This is a genomic window from Streptomyces sp. NPDC048664 (genome assembly GCF_040650555.1).
Classification (GTDB): domain Bacteria; phylum Actinomycetota; class Actinomycetes; order Streptomycetales; family Streptomycetaceae; genus Streptomyces.
Window position 1 is genome coordinate 244,544 of record NZ_JBEZHK010000002.1, and the last position, 20,161, is coordinate 264,704.

At 71.4% G+C, this 20,161-nt stretch carries 18 protein-coding genes; 12 read left to right on the forward strand and 6 right to left on the reverse strand.

What is annotated here, in order from left to right:
- The first annotated feature begins 133 nt into the window (after positions 1-133).
- Entirely contained in the window at positions 134-1,441 is a 1,308-nt protein-coding gene (locus AB0C59_RS03020; protein WP_363000373.1) for an aldolase/citrate lyase family protein, read from the forward strand.
- A 234-nt stretch (positions 1,442-1,675) separates the two neighbouring features.
- Here AB0C59_RS03020 and AB0C59_RS03025 read toward each other — a convergent pair whose 3' ends face one another.
- On the reverse strand, positions 1,676-2,758 hold the full coding sequence (locus AB0C59_RS03025) for a LacI family DNA-binding transcriptional regulator (RefSeq protein ID WP_363000374.1): 1,083 nt from the start codon (positions 2,756-2,758) through the stop codon (positions 1,676-1,678).
- A gap of 249 nt (positions 2,759-3,007) precedes the next feature.
- Between AB0C59_RS03025 and AB0C59_RS03030 the strand changes: the two genes are divergently transcribed.
- From AB0C59_RS03030 to AB0C59_RS03065, 8 genes are all read left to right on the forward strand, one after another.
- On the forward strand, positions 3,008-3,967 hold the full coding sequence (locus AB0C59_RS03030; RefSeq protein ID WP_363000375.1) for an ROK family protein: 960 nt from the start codon (positions 3,008-3,010) through the stop codon (positions 3,965-3,967).
- 116 nt (positions 3,968-4,083) lie between these two features.
- Positions 4,084-4,275, forward strand: a complete 192-nt coding sequence (locus AB0C59_RS03035) for a hypothetical protein (protein WP_363000376.1) — start codon at positions 4,084-4,086, stop codon at positions 4,273-4,275.
- 145 nt (positions 4,276-4,420) lie between these two features.
- On the forward strand, positions 4,421-5,461 hold the full coding sequence (locus tag AB0C59_RS03040; RefSeq protein ID WP_363000377.1) for an NUDIX domain-containing protein: 1,041 nt from the start codon (positions 4,421-4,423) through the stop codon (positions 5,459-5,461).
- A gap of 261 nt (positions 5,462-5,722) precedes the next feature.
- On the forward strand, positions 5,723-7,546 hold the full coding sequence (locus AB0C59_RS03045) for an ABC transporter family substrate-binding protein (protein ID WP_363000378.1): 1,824 nt from the start codon (positions 5,723-5,725) through the stop codon (positions 7,544-7,546).
- A 130-nt stretch (positions 7,547-7,676) separates the two neighbouring features.
- Positions 7,677-8,663 (forward strand): ABC transporter permease, encoded by a 987-nt coding sequence (locus tag AB0C59_RS03050; protein WP_363000379.1) that lies wholly within the window; start codon positions 7,677-7,679, stop codon positions 8,661-8,663.
- On the forward strand, positions 8,656-9,576 hold the full coding sequence (locus AB0C59_RS03055) for an ABC transporter permease (protein ID WP_363000380.1): 921 nt from the start codon (positions 8,656-8,658) through the stop codon (positions 9,574-9,576). Before AB0C59_RS03050 ends, AB0C59_RS03055 begins: the two co-directional genes overlap by 8 nt.
- On the forward strand, positions 9,573-10,694 hold the full coding sequence (locus tag AB0C59_RS03060; protein ID WP_363000382.1) for an ABC transporter ATP-binding protein: 1,122 nt from the start codon (positions 9,573-9,575) through the stop codon (positions 10,692-10,694). Before AB0C59_RS03055 ends, AB0C59_RS03060 begins: the two co-directional genes overlap by 4 nt.
- The gene (locus tag AB0C59_RS03065) at positions 10,691-11,761 is read left to right on the forward strand and encodes an oligopeptide/dipeptide ABC transporter ATP-binding protein (RefSeq protein WP_363000384.1); all 1,071 of its coding nucleotides are present in this window, start codon (positions 10,691-10,693) and stop codon (positions 11,759-11,761) included. Before AB0C59_RS03060 ends, AB0C59_RS03065 begins: the two co-directional genes overlap by 4 nt.
- Here AB0C59_RS03065 and AB0C59_RS03070 read toward each other — a convergent pair.
- Together AB0C59_RS03070 and AB0C59_RS03075 are read right to left on the reverse strand one after the other, a co-directional pair.
- Positions 11,734-12,825: a protein kinase family protein gene (locus tag AB0C59_RS03070; protein ID WP_363000386.1), complete on the reverse strand. Its 1,092-nt coding sequence runs from the start codon at positions 12,823-12,825 to the stop codon at positions 11,734-11,736. The two genes, AB0C59_RS03065 and AB0C59_RS03070, sit on opposite strands and share 28 nt — an antisense overlap.
- A 57-nt stretch (positions 12,826-12,882) precedes the next feature.
- On the reverse strand, positions 12,883-14,238 hold the full coding sequence (locus AB0C59_RS03075; protein ID WP_363000388.1) for a dipeptidase: 1,356 nt from the start codon (positions 14,236-14,238) through the stop codon (positions 12,883-12,885).
- A 193-nt stretch (positions 14,239-14,431) separates the two neighbouring features.
- Between AB0C59_RS03075 and AB0C59_RS03080 the strand changes: the two genes are divergently transcribed.
- Complete coding sequence (locus AB0C59_RS03080) at positions 14,432-15,664, forward strand: geranylgeranyl reductase family protein (protein WP_363000390.1); 1,233 nt, start codon at positions 14,432-14,434, stop codon at positions 15,662-15,664.
- A 51-nt stretch (positions 15,665-15,715) separates the two neighbouring features.
- Here AB0C59_RS03080 and AB0C59_RS03085 read toward each other — a convergent pair whose 3' ends face one another.
- A complete protein-coding gene (locus AB0C59_RS03085; protein ID WP_363000392.1) occupies positions 15,716-16,189 on the reverse strand; it encodes a nitroreductase family deazaflavin-dependent oxidoreductase in 474 nt (157 codons plus the stop codon).
- 288 nt (positions 16,190-16,477) lie between these two features.
- Here AB0C59_RS03085 and AB0C59_RS03090 point away from each other — a divergent pair, with 288 nt between their 5' ends.
- Entirely contained in the window at positions 16,478-17,170 is a 693-nt protein-coding gene (locus tag AB0C59_RS03090; RefSeq protein WP_363000394.1) for a TetR/AcrR family transcriptional regulator, read from the forward strand.
- A gap of 69 nt (positions 17,171-17,239) precedes the next feature.
- On the opposite strand, the gene AB0C59_RS03095 is transcribed toward AB0C59_RS03090, so the two are convergent.
- Positions 17,240-18,298 carry a medium chain dehydrogenase/reductase family protein gene (locus AB0C59_RS03095; protein ID WP_363000396.1) on the reverse strand — a complete coding sequence of 353 codons (1,059 nt, stop codon included), beginning with the start codon at positions 18,296-18,298 and terminating at the stop codon, positions 17,240-17,242.
- Between the two features lie 186 nt (positions 18,299-18,484).
- Here AB0C59_RS03095 and AB0C59_RS03100 point away from each other — a divergent pair, with 186 nt between their 5' ends.
- Positions 18,485-19,141 carry a TetR/AcrR family transcriptional regulator gene (locus tag AB0C59_RS03100; RefSeq protein ID WP_363000398.1) on the forward strand — a complete coding sequence of 219 codons (657 nt, stop codon included), beginning with the start codon at positions 18,485-18,487 and terminating at the stop codon, positions 19,139-19,141.
- Positions 19,142-19,390: 249 nt separating this feature from the next.
- On the opposite strand, the gene AB0C59_RS03105 is transcribed toward AB0C59_RS03100, so the two are convergent.
- Positions 19,391-20,116: a helix-turn-helix transcriptional regulator gene (locus tag AB0C59_RS03105; RefSeq protein WP_363000400.1), complete on the reverse strand. Its 726-nt coding sequence runs from the start codon at positions 20,114-20,116 to the stop codon at positions 19,391-19,393.
- Positions 20,117-20,161 lie beyond the last annotated feature (45 nt).

Below are 20,161 nucleotides of genomic sequence, written 5' to 3' on the forward strand. Positions count from 1 at the left end.
CGTCCTCGCGGGCCTGCCGTCCCGGGAGCGAAGGCCTGCGCGGCGCGCGAGAGTGTTGACCATCGGCGAGATCCACGGATAGCGTCGTTCAACAGATTGTTGATTCGCGGCGCGGGCTACGGGAGGGCAGGCAATGACGGAAGGCCGGCGGGAGAGGGTGGCGACCAGCCTCACGGACGCCGTCACCGGGGAGATCGACACCCGCCTCGCTCCGGTGGACCGCGAGCTGCGACGCCTCTACCCGGGCGACCCCGGCACCCGGCAGCCCGTCCACACCGTCTACGTCCCGGGCGACCTCCTCACCCCCGACACCGTCCGGTCCTGGGGCGACCAGGCCTTGGCCGCCCTGGACCGGCACGCCCCGGACGCCGCCTCCCTGGCCGCCGTCCTCGGCCTGGCCGACGAGCTCGCCGAACCCGTCCACGACCGGGTACGGGCCAAGCTCGAACGGGAACCGGTCGAGGACCTGCGCGTCGACTTCGAGGACGGCTACGGACCGCGCCCGGACGCGGAGGAGGACGAGGCGGCCGCCCGGGCGGCCCGGCTGGTCGCGCAGGCGTACGAGGACGGCACGGCCGCCCCCTGCACGGGCATCCGCATGAAGTGCATGGAGGCCTCGGTACGCCACCGGGGCATCCGCACGCTCGACATCTTCCTCACGGGTCTGATGGAGGCCGGCGGCCTGCCCGACGGACTCGTCCTGACCCTGCCCAAGGTCACCTACGCCGAACAGGTCGCGGCCATGGCGCGGTTGCTGGAGGGCTTCGAGGAGGCGCACGGGCTGGCGCCGGGGCGGATCGGCTTCGAGATCCAGATCGAGACCAGCCAGGCCATCCTCGCCGCGGACGGCACCGCGACGGTCGCCCGCATGATCCAGGCGGCCCGGGGCCGGGCGAGGGGACTGCACTACGGCACCTTCGACTACAGCGCCTGCCTCGGCGTCTCCGCCGCCCATCAGGCCGCCGACCACCCGGCCGCCGACCACGCCAAGGCGGTCATGCAGGTCGCGGCGGCGGGCACCGGGGTGCGCGTCAGCGACGGCTCGACCAACGTCCTGCCCGTCGGGCCCACGCACAAGGTCCACGACGCCTGGCGGCTCCACTACGGGCTGACCCGGAGGGCGTTGGCCCGCGCCTACTACCAGGGCTGGGACATGCACCCCGGCCACCTGCCGACCCGCTACGCCGCCGTCTTCGCCTTCTACCGCGAGGGCTTCGAACAGGCGGCGGCCCGCCTGATCCGCTACGCCCACCGCACCGGCGGCGACGTGATGGACGAGCCCGCGACCGCGAAGGCGCTGAGCGGCTTCCTGCTGCGCGGGCTGGACTGCGGCGCACTGGACATCGCCGAGGTGGCGAGGGCCACCGGTCTGACACGGGCGGACCTGGAGAGCTTCGCGACACCCGGGCGATCCGACCCGACGGCCTCGGGGGGTCGCTGAGGGCGGCGGTGCCTGCCGATGTCGGACACGGTGCCGACGGCGTGCCCCGAAGGGGCGCGGGGAACCGCGCGGCCGGCCATGACGGCGCCGCGGACGACCGACGGGCACGGCGGACCGCGATGCCGGGTCGCGCCCGCGGGCGGCGGAGGGACTGCCGTGGGGAGCGCCGTTCGCCGGGCTGACCCGGGCCTGCCCTCGCGAAGCCGTGGGCGGCCGCCCGGACGCGGCGCCTCCTCAGTCCGCCGGCGGCAGTTCCCCCGAGCCCCGGGTGATCAGCCTGGTGGGCAGTTCGATGCGCTCGGGGGCCGGCAGGGTGCCGTCCAGCCGGCGGAAGAGCCGCTCCGCAGCCGTGCGGCCGAGCGCGGCGGCGTCCTGGGCGACCACCGTGACGCCGGGGTCGAGCAGGTCCGCCAGCTCGAAGTCGTCGAAACCGACCAGGGCGACCGGGCGGCCGTGCTCGGCCAGGACACGGACCACGGTCACCGTCACCCGGTTGTTGCCCGCGAAGATCGCGGTGACGGGCGCGGGACCCGACAACATCGCCTCCGTGGCGCGGCGTACCCGCTCCGGGTCCGTGACGCCGAGGGAGATCCAGGACTCCTCGACCGGTATGCCCGCGTCCTCCATCGCGGCCCGGTACCCGCGCAGCCGTTCGGCCGCGGTGTGGATGCGGGGCATGTCGCCGATGAACCCGATCCTGCGGTGGCCGTGCGCGATGAGGTGGGCCACTCCGTCGCGGGCGCCGCCGAAGCTGTCGGACAGAACGACGTCGGCGTCGATGCGCCCGGCCGGGCGGTCGACGAACACGGTGGCGACGCCCGCCCTGATCTCGGGTTCCAGATAGCGGTGGTCGTCACCGGCAGGGATGACCACCAGCCCGTCGACCCGCCGTGCGCACAGCGCCAGCGCCAACTCCTGTTCGCGCTCCGGGTCCTCCGCGCTCGATCCGTTGATCAGCAGGGCGCCGTGCGCCCGCGCGACCTCCTCCACCGCGCGGCTGAGCGGACCGTAGAAGGGGTCGGCGAGGTCCTCCAGCACCAGGCCGATGCTCGCCGTGCGGCCCTTGCGCAGCACCCGGGCGCTGTCGTTGCGGCGGAAGCCCAGCGCCTCGATGGCGTCCTGGACGCGGCGCTCGGTGTCCGGGGTGACACCGGGCTCGCCGTTGACGACACGGGAGACCGTCTTCAGGCCCACCCCGGCCCGCGCCGCGACGTCCTTCATGGTCGGACGATTGCCGTAGCGGTTCTCGGGTCGGCGAGCGGTCTCGGGCACGATGCGCTGTCCTGTCCTGTCGTCCACGGGGGTGCGTCGGTCCATGGGGGTGGATTCGGTCCATGGGGGTGTATGAGGATGTGGCGTCGAGCATAGAGCCTGGACAACGTTGTCAGATGCGAGAGAGACTGTTCATCGCAATCTCCGGCCCGCCTCCGCCCGCCATAGCCGCCCCCTGCCCGGCGCGGCCGGGAAGAGGCGAGGATCGTGGCGGCGGGCCGCGGTTCCCCGGGCTGCCGCGACCGGAGTGCCGGTAGGGCTCGAGCACTGGAAGCACTGGGAGATCTGACACTGATGCACACCGACCTCGTGGCCGCGCTCGACATCGGCGGCACCAAGATCGCCGGAGCGCTGGTGGACGGCCGCGGCCGGATCCTCGTGCGCGCGCAGCGTGCCACGCCCGCGCGGGAGGACGGCGACACCGTGATGGGGGCCGTGCGGGCGGTCGTGCGGGAACTCCAGGACACCCCGCTGTGGGGTGGGGTGAGCGCCGTCGGCATCGGCAGCGCGGGTCCGGTGGACGCCTCCGCGGGCACGGTGAGCCCGGTGAACGTGCCCGGCTGGCGCGGCTATCCGCTGGTCGAGCGGGTCCGGGACGAGACCTGCGGGCTGCCCGTCGAGCTGATCGGGGACGGGGTGGCCATCACGGCCGCCGAGCACTGGCAGGGCGCGGCCCGCGGTCACGACAACGCGCTGTGCATGGTGGTGTCCACGGGGGTGGGCGGCGGGCTGGTCCTCGACGGCCGCCTGCACCCCGGCCCCACCGGCAACGCGGGGCACATCGGGCACATCAGCGTCGATCTCGACGGCGCCCCCTGCCCGTGCGGCTCCCGCGGCTGCGTGGAGCGGATCGCGAGCGGCCCGAACATCGCGCGCCGCGCCCTGGAAGGCGGCTGGCGACCCGGGCCCGACGGGGACACCTCGGCCGCCGCCGTGGCCGCCGCCGCCCGGGCCGGGGACCCGGTGGCGACGGCGTCCTTCGAGCGGGCCGCGCAGGCGCTGGCCGCGGGCATCGCGGCGACCGCGACACTCGTGGAGATCGACATCGCGGTCATCGGCGGGGGAGTGGGCAAGGCCGGGGACGTCCTGTTCGCCCCCTTGCGCAAGGCCCTGGCCTCCTATGCCACGTTGTCCTTCGTGCGGCGCCTGACCGTGGCCCCCGCCCTGATGGGCACGGACGCGGGTCTCGTGGGCGCCGCCGCCGCGGCCCTGCGCCGGGGCGAGCGCGCGCAGGCCGTGGGCGCGGCCACCTGACCCGCTCCCTCCTCGAAGCCCGCGACCGGTGCACCCGCGACCGGTGCACCCGCGACCGGTGCACCCGTGGGCGGGTGCGTGCGTGACCCTCGCGCCGCTCGGCAGTTGAGCAGGGTATGAAGAAGCGCAGCATGCTCGCCATCGCCTCCCTCGCCACCGGATTCGTCGTGGCGGCTCTCACGCCGTCGCACGCCGCGGACCACGAGGACCACTCCGACCTGAAGGCCAAGGACACGCTCAGCGCCGTCGACCACACCCTCGACGAGGGCGGGGCCGCGGGCGAGGGGGCCCTCGGGCAGCACGGCTGACGGGCACGTCGCGGCGCCGGTGCCCCCTCCTCGGGAGGGGGCACCGGCGCCGTGCTGCGGCGCGGACACGCCCTCATCAGTGCCGGGTTTCCGTGGCAGGGTGTAGCGGGCAAGCCACAGGGGGCCAACACACGAGGGGGAGTCCGTGACCGTCGTCTGGATCAACGGCGCGTTCGGTGCGGGGAAGTCCACCGCCGCACGGGAACTGATCGAACTGATCCCGAACAGCACGCTCTTCGACCCCGAGGTGATCGGCGCGGCACTCCCGCGCCTGCTGCCGCCGGGGCGCCTCGACGAGGCCGGTGACCTCCAGGAGCTGCCGATCTGGCGGCGGCTCGTGATCGACACGGCCGCCGCGATGCTCGCCGAACTCGGCGGGGTGCTCGTGGTGCCGATGACGCTGCTGCGCCAGGAGCACCGCGATGAGATCTTCGGAGGACTCGCCGCTCGTCGCATCACGGTCCGCCATCTCCTCCTCGCCCCGGCTGAAACGATCCTGCGCGAGCGCGCGGCCGCGGTCGAGTCACCGTCCGATCCGCCCGGCGGTGAAGCCCGGGTCCGCCCGCGCCCCGGCGACCGTGTCGAGCCCTATCGCGCCGCGCTCGACTCCTGGCTCACCGCCGACGCGCACCTCATCGACACCAGTTCCCTCAGCCCCCACGAGACCGCCGTGCGGATCGCGGAGGCCGTCCGCACCGACACCGCCGTGTGCGACATCGTCCAGACCCCGGAGCCGGTCGCCGAGACCCTCGCCGCCGGGGTGCTGCTCTTCGACGCGCGGGGGCGGGTGCTGCTCGTGGATCCGACCTACAAGGCCGGCTGGGAGTTCCCCGGCGGCGTGGTGGAACCCGGGGAGGCGCCGGCCGGCGCCGGGGTGCGGGAGGTCGCCGAGGAGACCGGGATCGTGCTGGAGAGCACTCCCCGGCTGCTGGTCGCGGACTGGGAGCCACCCGCCCCGCCCCGCTACGGCGGCATGCGCCTCCTCTTCGACGGCGGCCTCCTCGACCATGCCGCGATCGGCCGGCTCACCCTGCCCGGACCCGAGCTGCGTGCCTGGCGGTTCGTCACGGAGGCGGAGGCGGCCCAACTGCTGCCGCCCGTGCGCTACGAGCGCCTGCGCTGGGCGCTGCGGGCGCGTGCACGGGACGCGGTGATCTACCTGGAGGCGGGCCTGCCGGTCGGCTGAAACCCCCAGAAGTCCAAAAATGATCTGAAGTCCCAGATTTTCAAGCAGAGTTGATGATCAATCAGGTGGTGTCGCCTGACCAGGTGATTTTGCACGGCGCGGGTGGTTCCGTGAGAAGAGCGAGTCTGAACCGAAGCCATCCCGGTATGGCTCGGTCAAGGGGCGAACGGGCTTGATCCCTCTACCTTTGCCGCAGCTCATCTCTCTGGCGGCTCGGGGCCGCCCAGATCACGCCGGACTCACGCCGGCCGAAGGAGGGACATGCGCGCCACATCCTCGGCTCTCACCCGGAGCCTGACACTCGCCGCCGGACTGACTCTGGTCCTGGCCGCCTGCAGCAGCGGCGGCGGCGGTGGAAGCGGGTCCGGCGGGAAGAACGGCTCGGCCGGGCTCACGTCGTGCAGCACCCAGGGCAAGGCCAACACCTGCAACGCGGCCGACACCAAGTCCGGCGGCACGTTCACCTACACGCTGGAGAAGAACATCCAGCAGTGGAACACCCAGGACACCAACGGCAACACCTTCGAGAACGGTGAGGCCCTCGGCGTCGTCCTTCCCTCGGTGTTCGTCCCGCAGCCCGACTTCTCGGTCAAGCTCAACACGGACCTGATGGTGTCGGCGACGCAGACCAGCACCAGTCCGCAGACGATCGTCTACAAGATCAACCCGAAGGCGTCGTGGAACGACGGCACGCCGATCACCGCCGACGACATGATCTACTACTGGCGCACCAACAACGGCAAGGACTGCCCGCCGCCGCCCGCCAGCGACTCGTCGCAGACCAAGGGCTGCCTGCCGGCGAGCACCGCCGGCTATGACCGCATCAAGTCGATCACCGGCTCCGACGGCGGAAAGACCGTCACCATGGTGATGAGCAAGCCCTATTCGGACTGGAAGGGCTTGTTCGGCTCCGGCTACCCGATGTACCCGGCCCACGTCGCCGAGAAGATCTCCGGTGCGACGGCCGACGACGCGGCCCACATGACGGCCGCTCAGATGACGCAGGGCTGGCAGTACTTCCAGAAGAACCCGCCGAGCAAGTACGCGACGGCCGGTCCGTACAAGATGCAGGACTGGACGGACAACGACCACGCCACCTACGTGCCCGACCCCAAGTGGTGGGGAGCGAAGAAGGCGACCCTGCAGCGCCTGATCTTCAAGGTGATCACCGACGCCACGCAGGAACCGACCGCGCTGAAGAACAACGAGGTGCAGGGGATCTACCCGCAGCCCGAGGTCGACCTGGTCAACCAGATCAAGGGCATCCCGGACGTCACCTACACCATCGGCAGCGGCCTGACGTGGGAGCACTTCGACCTCAACCTGCACAACCCCGTGATCGGCAAGTACACGGCGCTGCGGCAGGCGATGTTCACGGCCATCAGCGTCAAGGACATCATGGCCAAGACGGTCGGCCAGTTCGACCCTGGCGTGAAGCAGCTCGGCAACCACAACTACGTTCCCGGGCAGGCTGGCTACCAGGACCTGGTCACCGCGTCCGGCCAGGGGTCCGGTGACCTCGCCAAGGCCAAGCAGTACCTGACCGACGCGAAGTTCACCGGCATCGGCACGGACCTGAAGACCCCGGACGGCAAGGCCGTGGGCCCCTTCAACTGCCGCTACACCACAGGCAACCAGATCCGCCAGAGCGAGTGCCAGATCCTGCAGAGCGCGATGCAGAGCCTCGGCATCAAGATCACCATCAAGCCGATCGGCGCCGCGGACCTCGGTACGGTGCTCGCCGGCCACCAGTACGACATCATCGTCTTCGCCTGGGTGGCCTCGCCGTTCCCGACCAGCAACGCCCAGGGCACCTGGACCACCGGAAGCGGCGGCAACTACGGCGGCTACAGCAACAAGCAGTCCGACTCCCTGATCGCCCAGGCCATCGGTGAGACGGACCCGTCCAAGGCGGCGAGCCTGCTGAACCAGGCCGACGCACTGATGATCAAGGACGCCTACGTGCTGCCGCTGTACCAGAAGCCGACCTTCTTCGCGGTGCAGAAGCGGTTCGTGAACATGCGGGACAACGCGACGAACGTGGGTCCGCCCTACAACGTCGGCGAGTGGGGCCTGAAGAAGTAACGCCCCCCCGCCCCGTAGTCCGCCCGCGCACCGTCGCACACCCCCTGCCCGGCCCCGGCCACGCCGGGGCCGGGCAGGCCGCGCGGGCGACCGGCCACCCACCACCCGTCGGCCTCCGAGAGAAGACCGCATGCTCGCCTACACAGTGCGCCGCCTGCTCGTGTCCATACCCGTCCTGATCGTCTCGACGTTCGTCGTGTTCCTGGTGGTCGTCAACTCCGGCGACCCCGTGGCCAACTTCGCCACCTCGCGGCAACCCGCCCCCAGCAAGGCCGCCGTCACCGCGTTCGCCCGGCACATCCACGCGGACAAACCCGTCGCCGAACGCTACTGGAACTGGATCACCGGAGTCCTGCACGGCGACTTCGGGCCGTCGGTGCAACCCAACCTGAACATCGGCCACGACCTGTTCACCCGATTCAGGGTCACGGTCACCGTGGTCGCCGCGGCGATGGTCCTCGCCCTGCTGCTCGCCGTGGTCTGCGGCGTGTACAGCGCCATCCGCCAGTACTCCTTCGGCGACTACGTGATCACCTTCATCGGGTTCGTGTTCCTCGCCATGCCCGTTTTCTGGTTCGCCGTCCTGCTCAAGCAGGCCGGCATCTGGTACAACGAGAACACCGGCAGCCAGTTCCTCGGCACCATCGGCGAGAAGTCGACCTACCTCGACGTCGACACCACCTGGAACGAGTTCGTCGACCGCATCGGCCACCTCGTCCTGCCCACCATCACCCTCGCCCTGGTCTCCTTCGCCTCCTGGACCCGCTACACCCGCGCGTCCATGCTGGAGGTGCTGGGCAGCGACTACGTGCGCCTCGCCCGCGCCAAGGGGCTGCGCCGCGGCAAGGTCATGATCAGACACGCCCTGCGCACCGCGCTGATCCCGCTGGCCACCGTCACGGCGCTCGACGTCGCCATCATCCTCGGCGGCGCGGTGATCACCGAGACGATCTTCCAGTGGCACGGCCTCGGCGAGATGCTCGTCCAGGCGGTCACCACGCTCGACGTCTACCGCACGATGGCCTGGCTGCTGCTGTCCGCCTTCATCGTCATCGTGTTCAACCTGATCGCCGACCTGCTCTACGCCGTACTCGACCCGAGGATCCGCTATGAGTGAGACCAAGGCACCCGGGTTCGCGAGCACCGAAGCACCCGACTCCGCGGACGGGGTCGACGTCGCGCAGCGCAGCCAGTGGCGGCTGGTGCTGCGCCGCTTCGGACGGCACAGAGCGGCCATGATCAGCACCGTCGTCTTCGTGCTGATCGTGCTGTGGGCGTTCATCGGCCCGTACCTGTGGCACTACTCGTACACGAAGTACACCCCGGACAACTCCCAACCACCCTCGGCCAAGCACCCGTTCGGCACCGACTCCTCCGGCTACGACGCCTACGCCCAGGTGATGCGCGGCACCCAGACCTCGCTCAAGGTCGCCATCCTGATCGCGTTCGGCTCCACCGTGCTCGGCGCCGTCTGGGGCGCCATCGCCGGCTTCTACCGGGGCATCGTCGACTCGGTGATGATGCGCGTCGCCGACCTCATCCTGACCCTTCCCCTGTTCGCCATCGCCCTCGTCATCTCCTCGCGAAGCGGCGGCTCCTGGTACTGGATCGCGGTCGTCGTCGCCGGACTGACCTGGGCGTACGTCGCGCGCATCGTCCGCTCCACCGTCCTGTCGCTGCGCGAGAAGGAGTTCGTGGAGGCGGCCCGCGCCCTGGGCGCGTCCGACACCCGGATCATCTTCGGGCACCTCCTGCCGAACTCCCTCGGACCCATCATCGTCAACGCCACGGTGCTGGTCGCCACCGGCATCCTCACCGAGACCGCCCTGTCCTTCCTGGGCTTCGGCGTCGAGCCGCCCGACACCTCCCTGGGCCTGCTCGTCTCCCAGGCGCAGACGGCGGTCGACACCCGGCCGTGGCTCTTCTACATTCCCGGCGCCGTCATCATCCTGATCGCGCTGACCATCAACTTCATCGGTGACGGGCTGCGTGACGCCTTCGATCCCCGGCAGCAAAGGGTGCGACAGTGACGACCACGAGCATCGAGGGCGTACGCGCCGGCGGCGCCACCGACGCCGTACTCGAAGTCGACGGCCTCAGCGTGGAGTTCCCCACCGAGGACGGAACCGTACGGGCCGTACGCGGCGTCGGGTACAGCCTCGCCCGCGGCGAGTCGCTCGGCATCGTCGGCGAGTCCGGGTCGGGGAAGTCCGTCACCGCGATGGCCGTGATGGGCCTGCTGCCCACGACGGCGCGCGTGCGGGGCTCGGTACGGTTCGAGGGCACGGAACTGCTCGGCATGTCCGACGCACGCATGTCGGACATCCGCGGCAACGGCATCGCGATGATCTTCCAGGATCCGATGACCTCCCTCAACCCCGTCTACCCCATCGGCTACCAGATCGCCGAGACCCTCAGACGGCACAACCCCGGCATGAAGAAGAGCGACGCCCGCACCCGGGCCGTCGACCTCCTGGGCACGGTCGGCATCCCCAGCCCCGACCGCCGGATCGACAACTACCCGCACGAACTGTCCGGCGGCATGCGCCAGCGCGTCGTCATAGCTATCGCCATGGCCAACGACCCGGACGTGATCATCGCCGACGAGCCGACCACCGCGCTCGACGTGACCGTGCAGGCCCAGATCCTCGACGCACTGGAGACGGCACGCGCGGAGACCGGCGCCGCCCTCGTCCTGATCACCCACGACCTGGGCGTGGTGGCCGGACACACGGACCGGGTCGCCGTGATGTACGCCGGCCGGATCGTGGAGACGGGCTCCGTCGAGGACATCTTCTACACCCCGCGCATGCCCTACACCCTCGGCCTGCTCGGATCGATGCCCCGCCTCGACCGTGAGGAGCAGCGGCTCACCCCGATCACCGGATCCCCGCCCTCGATGGTCAGCCTGCCGCCCGGCTGCCCCTTCGCCCCACGCTGCCCGATGCACCGGGACGCCTGCGACCGGGACGAGCCGCAGCTCAGGCCGACCGGCCACGAAGGCCACCTGAGCGCCTGCCACTTCTCCACGGAACTCGTCGACACCGACGCCGACGAGGTGTTCGACGCGAGCGGCGCCGATACCGGGGCACTGGCCCGCTTCGCCGAGGCGGCAACCACCCCGACCCCCGAGGAGGACTCCGAATGACCGCTCCCGTGCGGGACGCCGCAGCACTGCCGCCCCTCACCGGCCACGGCGGCACCGGTGAACCCGTCCTCCAGGTCCGCGACCTGGTCAAGCACTTCCCGGTCATGTCCCGCGGCGTCGTCCGCAGACGGGTCGGCGACGTCCACGCCGTGTGCGGTGTCTCCTTCGACCTGTTCGAGAACGAGACCCTGGGCCTGGTGGGCGAGTCGGGCTCCGGCAAGACGACCGTCTCGCGCACCCTGCTCGGCCTGGAGAAGGCGACCTCCGGCCAGGTCCGCTACCGCGGCCGGGAGCTCACCGAACTGAGCAAGCGTCAGATGAGGCCGCTGCGCAGTGAACTGCAGATCGTCTTCCAGGACCCGTACGCCTCCCTGGACCCGCGACTGACCGTGCACGACATCGTCGCCGAGCCGTTGCGCATCCACGGCCGCTACAACGCGGCCGCACGCGGCGAGGTGCGTGAACTGCTGCGCCTGGTGGGGCTCAACCCCGAGCACGGCAACCGGTTCGCCCACGAGTTCTCCGGCGGCCAGCGCCAGCGCATCGGCATCGCCCGCGCGCTGGCCCTGCGCCCCAAGGTGATCGTCCTGGACGAGCCCGTGTCCGCGCTGGACGTCTCCATCCAAGCCGGAGTCCTCAACCTGCTGATGGACCTCCAGAGCGAACTCGGCCTGTCCTTCCTGTTCGTGGCGCACGACCTGTCCGTGATGCGGCACGTCGCCGAGCGGGTCGCCGTCATGTACCTGGGCCGCCTGGTGGAGATCGCGCCCGCGCGCGACCTCTTCTCCCGCCCGGCCCACCCCTACACCCAGGCGCTCGTCTCCGCGATCCCCCTGCCCGACCCGCGCAAGGAGAGGGCACGCAAGCGGATCACCATCCAGGGGGACGTACCGAGCCCGATCAGTCCGCCCAGCGGATGCCGGTTCCGCACCCGGTGCCCCAAGTTCGCCCAGCAGCTCACCGAGAGCGAGCGCACCGCCTGCGTCGAACAGGTCCCGGAGCTCACCGACCGGGGCGGCGCCGGCCCGGTCGCCTGCCACTACGCGGAGACGGTGCAGCTTCTGTAGACCCGACGCAGTTCCTCGTACGGGTACGGCGTCAGCCGGCTCTGCGACCGGAGCCGGCGGCTGAAGTCCACCATGACCGCGGCGAGCGGCGCGTACCGGGTGATGAGACCGGCCGCGACGGGCGCGATCCCCTCGGGCCTCGCCGCTCTCTTCGCGCACGCGTGGACGAACGCCTCACGCTCCGCCGCGCCGTACCCGTACAAGGCGGTCACCAGCCACTTCACCAGGTAGGTGGCCGTGTAGACCTGGTCGTACCCGCGGTGTCGCCCGAGGAACTCGCGTTCCGCGGGCGACAACCGGAAGCGGGAGGAGACGGCCAGGCCGTAGTCGGCGAGATACAGCCGCCGGCCGTCGGTGAGGACGTTCTCGAAGTGCGCGTCGAAGTGCGTGAACCCCTGCGGCCCAAGGAACCCGGCGACGGCCGTCAGCTCCCGGTCCACCAGGGCGCATGCCGCGTCCGCGTCGCCCGCCGCCACCCGCGCCCCGAGCCAGTCGTGCACGGTGTACGGGATGTACTCCAGGAACAGGGCCACACTCGCCGACGCCGTGCGCAGCGCCTCGATGCGCTCACCCACCTGAGGGCTGCCCTCCCAGTACTCCACCGCCCCTGCCACGTCGACGAGTTCGGCGTGCAGGGGCTGGGGCGTGTCCGGGAGCACCCGCCAGTGGTGCATCAGCGGAAAGCCCGCGAACCGGCCCGTCAGCACCCAGTTCGTCGTCATCGTGTGCGCGGCCAGCTCCCGCCAGGCACCGAATCCGGGGCCCCCGATGCCGTACTGGCAGAACGGCGGCAGGCCGAACACGTTGGCCGTCGAGTGCACATGCCGCGGCCGCCGTTCCAGATCGGTGAGCGGCACCCGCTTCACGAAGACGGGTACCCCGTCGACCCGCAGCAGCGCGCCGCGCCCGCCGATCCCCGCCCCCAGGGGTGTGGCACCCGCCACCAGAGCGGCCAACTCCTCGTCGCTGAGCACCGCGAGGGAGGTGGAGACATCGCCGTGCCGAACCAGACGACCCGCCTCGCCCCGCTCGCCCGCGTCACCGGTCCCGCTGTCGAGCCGCATGACACCAGCCTAGAGGGCCCGCACCAAAACGGTGGGGCCCTCCAGAGTCGAACCCGCTCAGCCCGCGGCGTAGTTGCGCAGGAACAGCGCCTCCGCCACCGACAGACGCTCCAACTCCTCAGGGCTGACGCTCTCGTCGACCGCGTGGATCTGCGCCTCCGGCTCGCTCAGCCCGATGAGCAGGATCTCGGCCTGCGGGTAGAGCGAGGCGAGGGTGTTGCACAGCGGGATGGACCCGCCCTGACCCGCGTACTGCATCTCCTGGCCCGGGTAGGCAACGGCCATCGCCTCGGCCATCGCCGTGTACGCCGGGCTGGTCGTGTCCGCCCGGAACGCCTGCCCCTGACCGACCTGTTCGGTCCGCACCCGGGCACCCCACGGCGTCCGCGCCTCCAGATGCGCCTGGAGCAGCTTCGTCGCCTCGGCCGCGTCCACGCCCGGCGGCACCCGCAGGCTGACCAGCGCACGGGCGCTCGCCTGCACCGACGGCGTGGCCCCGACGACCGGCGGGCAGTCGATCCCGAGCACGGTCACGGCCGGCCGCGCCCAGATCCGGTCGGCGACGGAGCCGGAGCCGATCAGCTCCACCCCGTCCAACACCCTGGCGTCCTTGCGGAACTGCTCCTCCGCGTACTCCACACCGTCCCAGCGCGTCTCGCAGACCAGGCCGTCGACGGTGGTCGAGCCGTCCTCGGCCCGCAGCGAGTCCAGGACGCGCACCAGCGCGGCCAGCGCGTCGGGCGCCGCTCCACCGAACTGGCCCGAGTGCAGGTTCCCTTCGAGCGTGTCCACCTCGACCCGCACCAGCGTCATACCGCGCAGGGTCGCCGTGGCCGTCGGCAGCCCCGCCTGGAAGTTGCCGGTGTCGCCGATGACGACGGCGTCGGCGGCGAGGAGGTCGGGGTGGGCCTCGGCGTACCGCTCCAGACCGCCCGTGCCCTGCTCCTCCGAACCCTCGGCGATGACCTTGACGTGCACGGGCACGCCACCGTCGGCCTTCAGCGCGCGCAGGGCGAGCAGATGCATGATGAGGCCGCCCTTGCAGTCGGCCGTGCCGCGCCCGTACCAGCGCCCGTCGCGCTCGGTCAGCTCGAACGGCGGGCTGGTCCAGCCGGCCTCGTCCAGCGGCGGCTGCACGTCGTAGTGCGCGTACAGCAGGACCGTCCTGGCGCCCTGCGGGCCCGGCAGGAAGCCGTACACGGACTGGGTGCCGTCGGGGGTGTCGAGCAGCGCCACGTCCTCGAAGCCCTCGGCGGCGAGCGCGTCGGCGACCCAGCGTGCGGCGCCCTCGCTCTCGCTCCGGGGGAACTGGTCGAAGTCCGCCACCGACTTGAAGGCCACCAACTCGGTGAGTTCCTCCCTGGCCCTGGGCATCAGCGAGGCGACGGCCTCGGCGACCGGATTCGACGACATGGGCACGCTCCTTGTGGGTGCGACGTCCTACCGATGGGTACGGACGGGTTCTTCCTGTACGGATCTGCGTGTGTGCGTACTGGTGTGCAGGGCGCACGCTCCGCCGATCCTCGCACAGCGACCTGCGAGGACGTCGCCGTAGGATGCCTGGGACAGGTGCGACAAGCGGCTTGACCGGGAGCAGTAGACCATCGTGAGCAGCGAGAACTCTTCGGCGGACGACGTGCAGCGGGTATGGGACGTCGTCGTGGTGGGCGCGGGACCCGCGGGGGCCTCGGCCGCATACGCGGCGGCGGTGGCGGGACGCAGTGTGCTGGTGCTGGAGAAGGCGGAGCTGCCCCGCTACAAGACGTGCGGCGGAGGCATCATCGGTCCCTCCCGCGACAGCCTGCCGCCCGGCTTCGAGCTTCCGCTGCTCGACCGGGTGCACGCGGTGACCTTCTCGAACAACGGCCGCTTCACCCGGACCCGGCGCTCCAGGCGCATGCTCTTCGGGCTGATCAACCGCCCCGAGTTCGACCAGCAGCTCGTGGAGCACGCGCAGAAGGCGGGCGCGGAACTGCGGACGGGGGCGACGGTGTCCCGGGTCGAGCAGCACGGTTCGGCCGTGCCCGACCGGCGCACGGTGGCGGTCGTCCTCCAGAACGGCGAGACGCTGCTGGCGCGTGCCGTGGTCGGTGCGGACGGCAGCGCGAGCCGGATAGGGGCACATGTCGGGGTGAAGCTCGACCAGGTGGATCTGGGACTGGAGGCCGAGATCCCGGTGCCCGAGACCGTCGCGGCGGACTGGCGTGGGCGGGTGCTCATCGACTGGGGCCCGATGCCCGGCAGCTACGGCTGGGTCTTCCCGAAGGGCGACACGCTGACGGTCGGGGTGATCTCGCGGCGCGGCGAAGGTGCCGCCACCAAGCGGTACCTGGAGGACTTCATCGGCCGCCTGGGGCTCGCCGGATTCGAACCGAGCATCTCCTCCGGCCACTTGACCCGCTGCCGTGCCGACGACTCACCGCTGACGCGTGGGCGGGTGCTGGTCTGCGGCGACGCGGCGGGGCTGCTGGAGCCCTGGACCCGCGAGGGAATCTCCTTCGCGCTGCGATCGGGGCGGATCGCGGGGGAGTGGGCGGTGCGGATCGCCGAGGCGAACGACGCGGTGGACACGCGCCGGCAGGCCCTGAACTACACGTTCGCGATCAAGTCCGGGCTGGGCGTGGAGATGAGCGTCGGCAAGCGGATGCTGGCCGCCTTCGAACGCCGCCCCGGCCTGTTCCACGCGGCACTGACCGGCGTCCGTCCGGCGTGGAACGCGTTCAGGCGCATCACACAGGGATCCACGTCACTGGGGGAGCTGGTCCGCGACCGCTCGATCGTCCAGCGCGCCCTGACCGCGCTGGACCGGGGACCGGCGGACGACGGCGCCGAGTCCTGACCTGCGCACGGCTGCCGGCCGGGCCCGCCGATGCCGGTGGGCCGGTCGCCGTCAGCTGTCCACGGTGATGCGGAAGACGGGGTGGTCGGGGGCCGACGCGGTGATCTCCTCGTCGCTGGACTTCGCGGTGACGCCCTGGAAGTACTGGTCGACCTCCCAACCCCACTTCTCCAGGTAGGCGCGCAGGACCGGGAGCTTCTCGTGGTCGGGCAGCTCCACCGCGGTGAACACGCGGACCCTGCGCCCCACTCGCAGCTCGCCGCCGCCCGCGGCGCGCATGTTGCGGACCCACTGGGAATGCCCGCGGGCGGAGACGAGGTACTGCACGCCCTCGTGCCGATGGGGATTGACCGGGATGCGCTGCATCCGGCCGCTCTTGCGGCCGCGCACGGACATCTCCGCCGTGCCGGCGAGGCTGATGCCGTGGCGCGCCAGCCAGCCGATGACCCTGTTGAGGCGGATCGCCATCCGGCTTCCCCTGAGGTAGTAGGGCGACGGTGACGACTGCGGGTGCGACGCGGACATGATGACCCCCATGGGCTTGCGGGAGCGGTGCTCTCGCCGTGTTCGAGAGCAGTGCTCTCGCTTAAGGGGAGTGTGGCGGACGGGGGTGCCTTAAAGCGAGAGCACTGCTCTCGAATCTGTGGGGTGCTGATGCGGCTTTGGCGGGGGAAGGGCTGCTTTGCTGCTGGCCTGTGACTGTGAGCACCGCTCCAAAGAGTGATCACCGCTCCGTCAAACGAGCGCTGCTCCAAAGAGTGAGCGATGCTCCAAAAAGTGTGCAGTGCTCCCCGCGCATGGCAGACTCCCCCCATGACCACCCCTCAAGGAGCACGCGCCCGCGCCCGGATCGAGGTCACCGCCGCGATCAAGGACGAGGCGCGCAGACAGCTCGCCGCCGAGGGCGCAGCCCAGCTCTCGCTCCGTGCCGTAGCCCGGGAGCTCGGCATGGTCTCCTCCGCGCTCTACCGCTACTTCCCGAGCCGTGACGACCTGCTCACCGCTCTGATCATCGACGCCTACGACTCCCTCGGCGAGGCCGCCGAGGCCGCGGACGCCAAGGCCGGGGACATCGCCCCCGCGCGCCGCTGGGTCCTTGTGTGCGAGGCGGTGCGCGGCTGGGCGCTCGCGCATCCGCACGAGTACGCCCTGATCTACGGTTCGCCCGTGCCCGGCTATTCCGCGCCCGAGACGACCGTCCCGGCCGCGTCCCGGGTGGGGCTCCTGTTCATCGGTATCGTGCGCGACGCCTGCCGGCGGCGCGGCGTGGCCCGTACCCCGATTCCCGCGGAACTGGCGCCCGAGGCCCGGCGCATGGCCGCCGATCTGGCGCCTGATCTGCCGGCGGAGGTGGTTGCGGCCCTGGTCGCCGCGTGGGCCCAACTGTACGGGCTGGTGGGGTTCGAGGTGTTCGGTCAGTTCACCAAGGTGGTGGAGGACCGGGAGGCGTTCTTCCGCCACGCCGCGGCCCAACTGGCCCACGGTGTCGGCCTGGTGTTCCCGTAGGCCTCGTCCGGTCTCCCCACCGTGGACGCCTCCGCCCGGTGGGCGGTGGGGGAGGCGAGGGCTCGGGGTCTAGGCTCCCGCCCGGCCGGGAACCAGGACGACCTTCCCCGCGACCGTGCCCGACTCGGCCAGTCGCATGGCCGCCGCCACTTCGGAGAGCGGCAGCTGGGCGGCGACGCGGGCGGTGACGTCGCCGCGCTGGAGTGCGGCGAACACCGCGGTGAGGTCCGCGTGCAGCCGAGCCCGGAAGCGCTTCTTGTTGAGCGCGCGTCCGGCCCAGACGTTGAAGAAGTACGCGTGGCGGCCGTTGGGCAGGGCGTTCCACAGCCAGACCCGGCCGAGGATCTTCAGCACGGGCCACTGCTTGGATCCCGTGTCGTCCCGGGTCGCGGCGCTGCCGTAGGAGACGAGGGTGCCGCCGGGGGCGAGCATCCGCCAGGAGTCGATCACACTGCGGCCTCCGACGTGGTCGAAGACCGCGTCGACGCCGCCGGGGGCGAGTGCGCGCACCCGGGCGGGGATGTCCTCGGTCCGGTAGTCCACCGGCAGGACTCCGACGTCGCGCAGGGCGTCGTGGTGGCGCGCGGACGCGGTCCCGATCACGGACAGGCCCGCCGCCCGCGCGAGCTGTACGAGTACGGTGCCGACGCCGCCGTTGGCGCCGTGGACCAGGATCGTCCCGCCCGGCCGCACCCGGGCCATGCGGTGCAGCATCTGCCAGGCGGTGATGCCGTTGACCACGAGGGTCTCCGCTTGCGCCGCGTCGATCCCGGCGGGCACCTCCACCGCGTCGGCGGCGTCGAGGAGGACGTGGCTGGCCCAGCCGCCGATCTTGACCAGTGCGGCCACCCGCTTGCCCACCAGTCCCGGTGCGACGCCCGGGCCGGCGGCGAGGACCGTGCCCACGAGGTCGTATCCGGGGACGAACGGGAACGGCGGCTGGTCGTAGTACCGTCCGCGACGCATCTGCTGCTCCGCGAAGGAGACCCCGGTGGCCTCCATGCGGACCATGATCTGCCCGTCGCCCGGCACCGGGATGTCCCGCTGCCGCAGTCGCAGGCCCTCGGGTTCCACCTCTCCGGGGAGGACGACCTCGACGAGCTGCTCGTTTCCCTTGACGTCTGCCACGACAACCTCCGTTATAGCTCTTCGTGTGAGTTAGAAGCTATAACGAACATGACTGATCATCGCGAAGATGTCAAGGGTTCCAGGTTGGGGGATGTCGTGATTGGTTACTGGCTCTCGTGGGAGTGATAGGTTGAAACAGACGTAAACAAGAGGTCTGCCGGCCCGGCAGGAGAGGAGCATCGAGCGATGGCGGCAAGCTCGGAAAGTCCCCGTGAGCGGTACCGGAGCCAGGTGCGCGCGGAGGTCAAGGCACGGGCCTGGGAGCAGATCGCCACGGCGGGCGCGTCGGGGCTGTCCCTGAACGCCATCGCCAAGGAGCTGGGGATGAGCGGCCCGGCGCTCTACCGCTACTTCGCGGGTCGCGATGAACTGATCACCGCGCTGATCCGGGACGCCTACCGCGGTCTCGCGGACACCTTCCGCGCCGCCGCTTCATCGGGTGCGGGCCCGACGGGGCTCGCCCACGCGCTGCGCGGCTGGGCGCTGGAGGATCCCCAGCGGTACTTCCTCATCTACGGCACGCCCGTCCCCGGCTACCAGGCGCCCGACGACATCACCGCCATCGCCAAGGAGATCATGTCGGCGCTGCTCGACGTGTGCGCCGCCGCCTGGGTCGAGGCCGGGGCGCCTCCCGCCGGCAGCCTGGCCGCCCATCTCGCCGACAACCGGCACTGGGCGGGCGAGCACACGGCTCCCCCCGCGGTCCTGCGCCGGGCGCTGCTCTTCTGGACCCGGCTGCACGGTGTCCTGTCGCTGGAACTCGCCGGTCACTTCACGGGCATGGACTTCGACCCGGAGCTCCTGTTCACCGCCGAGGCCGACGCGCTGGCCGCGAAGTCCTGAGCGGCGACGGGCCGCGCGGTCGCAGGGTGGCCGCTGTGCCGCGTCGCCGTCGCGGCCCCCTTCCCGCCGCGCGAGTGCTGGTCGGCGGCGGGGGACTACGGGCGTGGGTGGCGTCGCGGCCGACGCGCGGGACCCGGCCGGCACCGCCGGGTGTGCCGGACGACGGTCGGCGCCACGCCAGAGCTCGTCTCGACCAGGTGCGTGTCGTAGGTCTCGCCGGGTCGGATCGGCTCACCGCATCGCGCGCACTCATCGGCGATAGTCCCGCACGAGCCGGTACAGGCTGTGCCCGACCGGGCACTCGGTGCCCTCGTCGGCGCACTGTTCGCAGACTGCCCCATGGGCGAGCAGGCCGCGGTGCGCGCGGTCGGCGACGCACTCCAGCGCGGCGAGCCCTGCCTTGTGGGCGTACGCGGCGAAGAACGTCTCGGTCCGTACGTAGGCGACTGTCGCGTCGAGGCAGCGGCTCTCGGCGGCCGGGACCGCCCATCGCATGAGCTCGATGAGCCGGGCGGACAGATCGCGGGAGCCGAACTTGTAGGCGACGGCGTCGGCTGCGCGATACGCGGTGACCAACAACGCGGCGACCTGGGCGCGTTCGTCGTCGGAGCAGGCCTGGAACGCGAGGGCCAGTTCGGAGAGCAGGCCGGGGAGCTGGGCCACGAGCCGTACGTACTGCGAGTCGAGCCGCCAGGCGGTCGCTGCTTCCACGGCAGCCTGGAGCTCGGCGAGCGGGCGGACTGGGCCGTCGGCGGGGATGTCGTACGCGGCGATGGCTGCGGAGACCGCAGGCAGAGCGTCGCGGACTCGGCTGTCGACTCGGGCGTGGCCGGTCAGGAGCCGTGACGGGTCCATGTTCAGCGCGGTGGCGATGGCGTCGAGGGTGTCGTCACTCGGGAACCTGCTGCCCTGCTCGATCTTGCGGAGCATGCTGAGGGACAGGCAGGCGGCGTGGGCGAGTTCGTCCTGAGTCATCCGCCGTGTGCGATGCGCTTGCCGACCTCGCGCACGGTGTCGGTG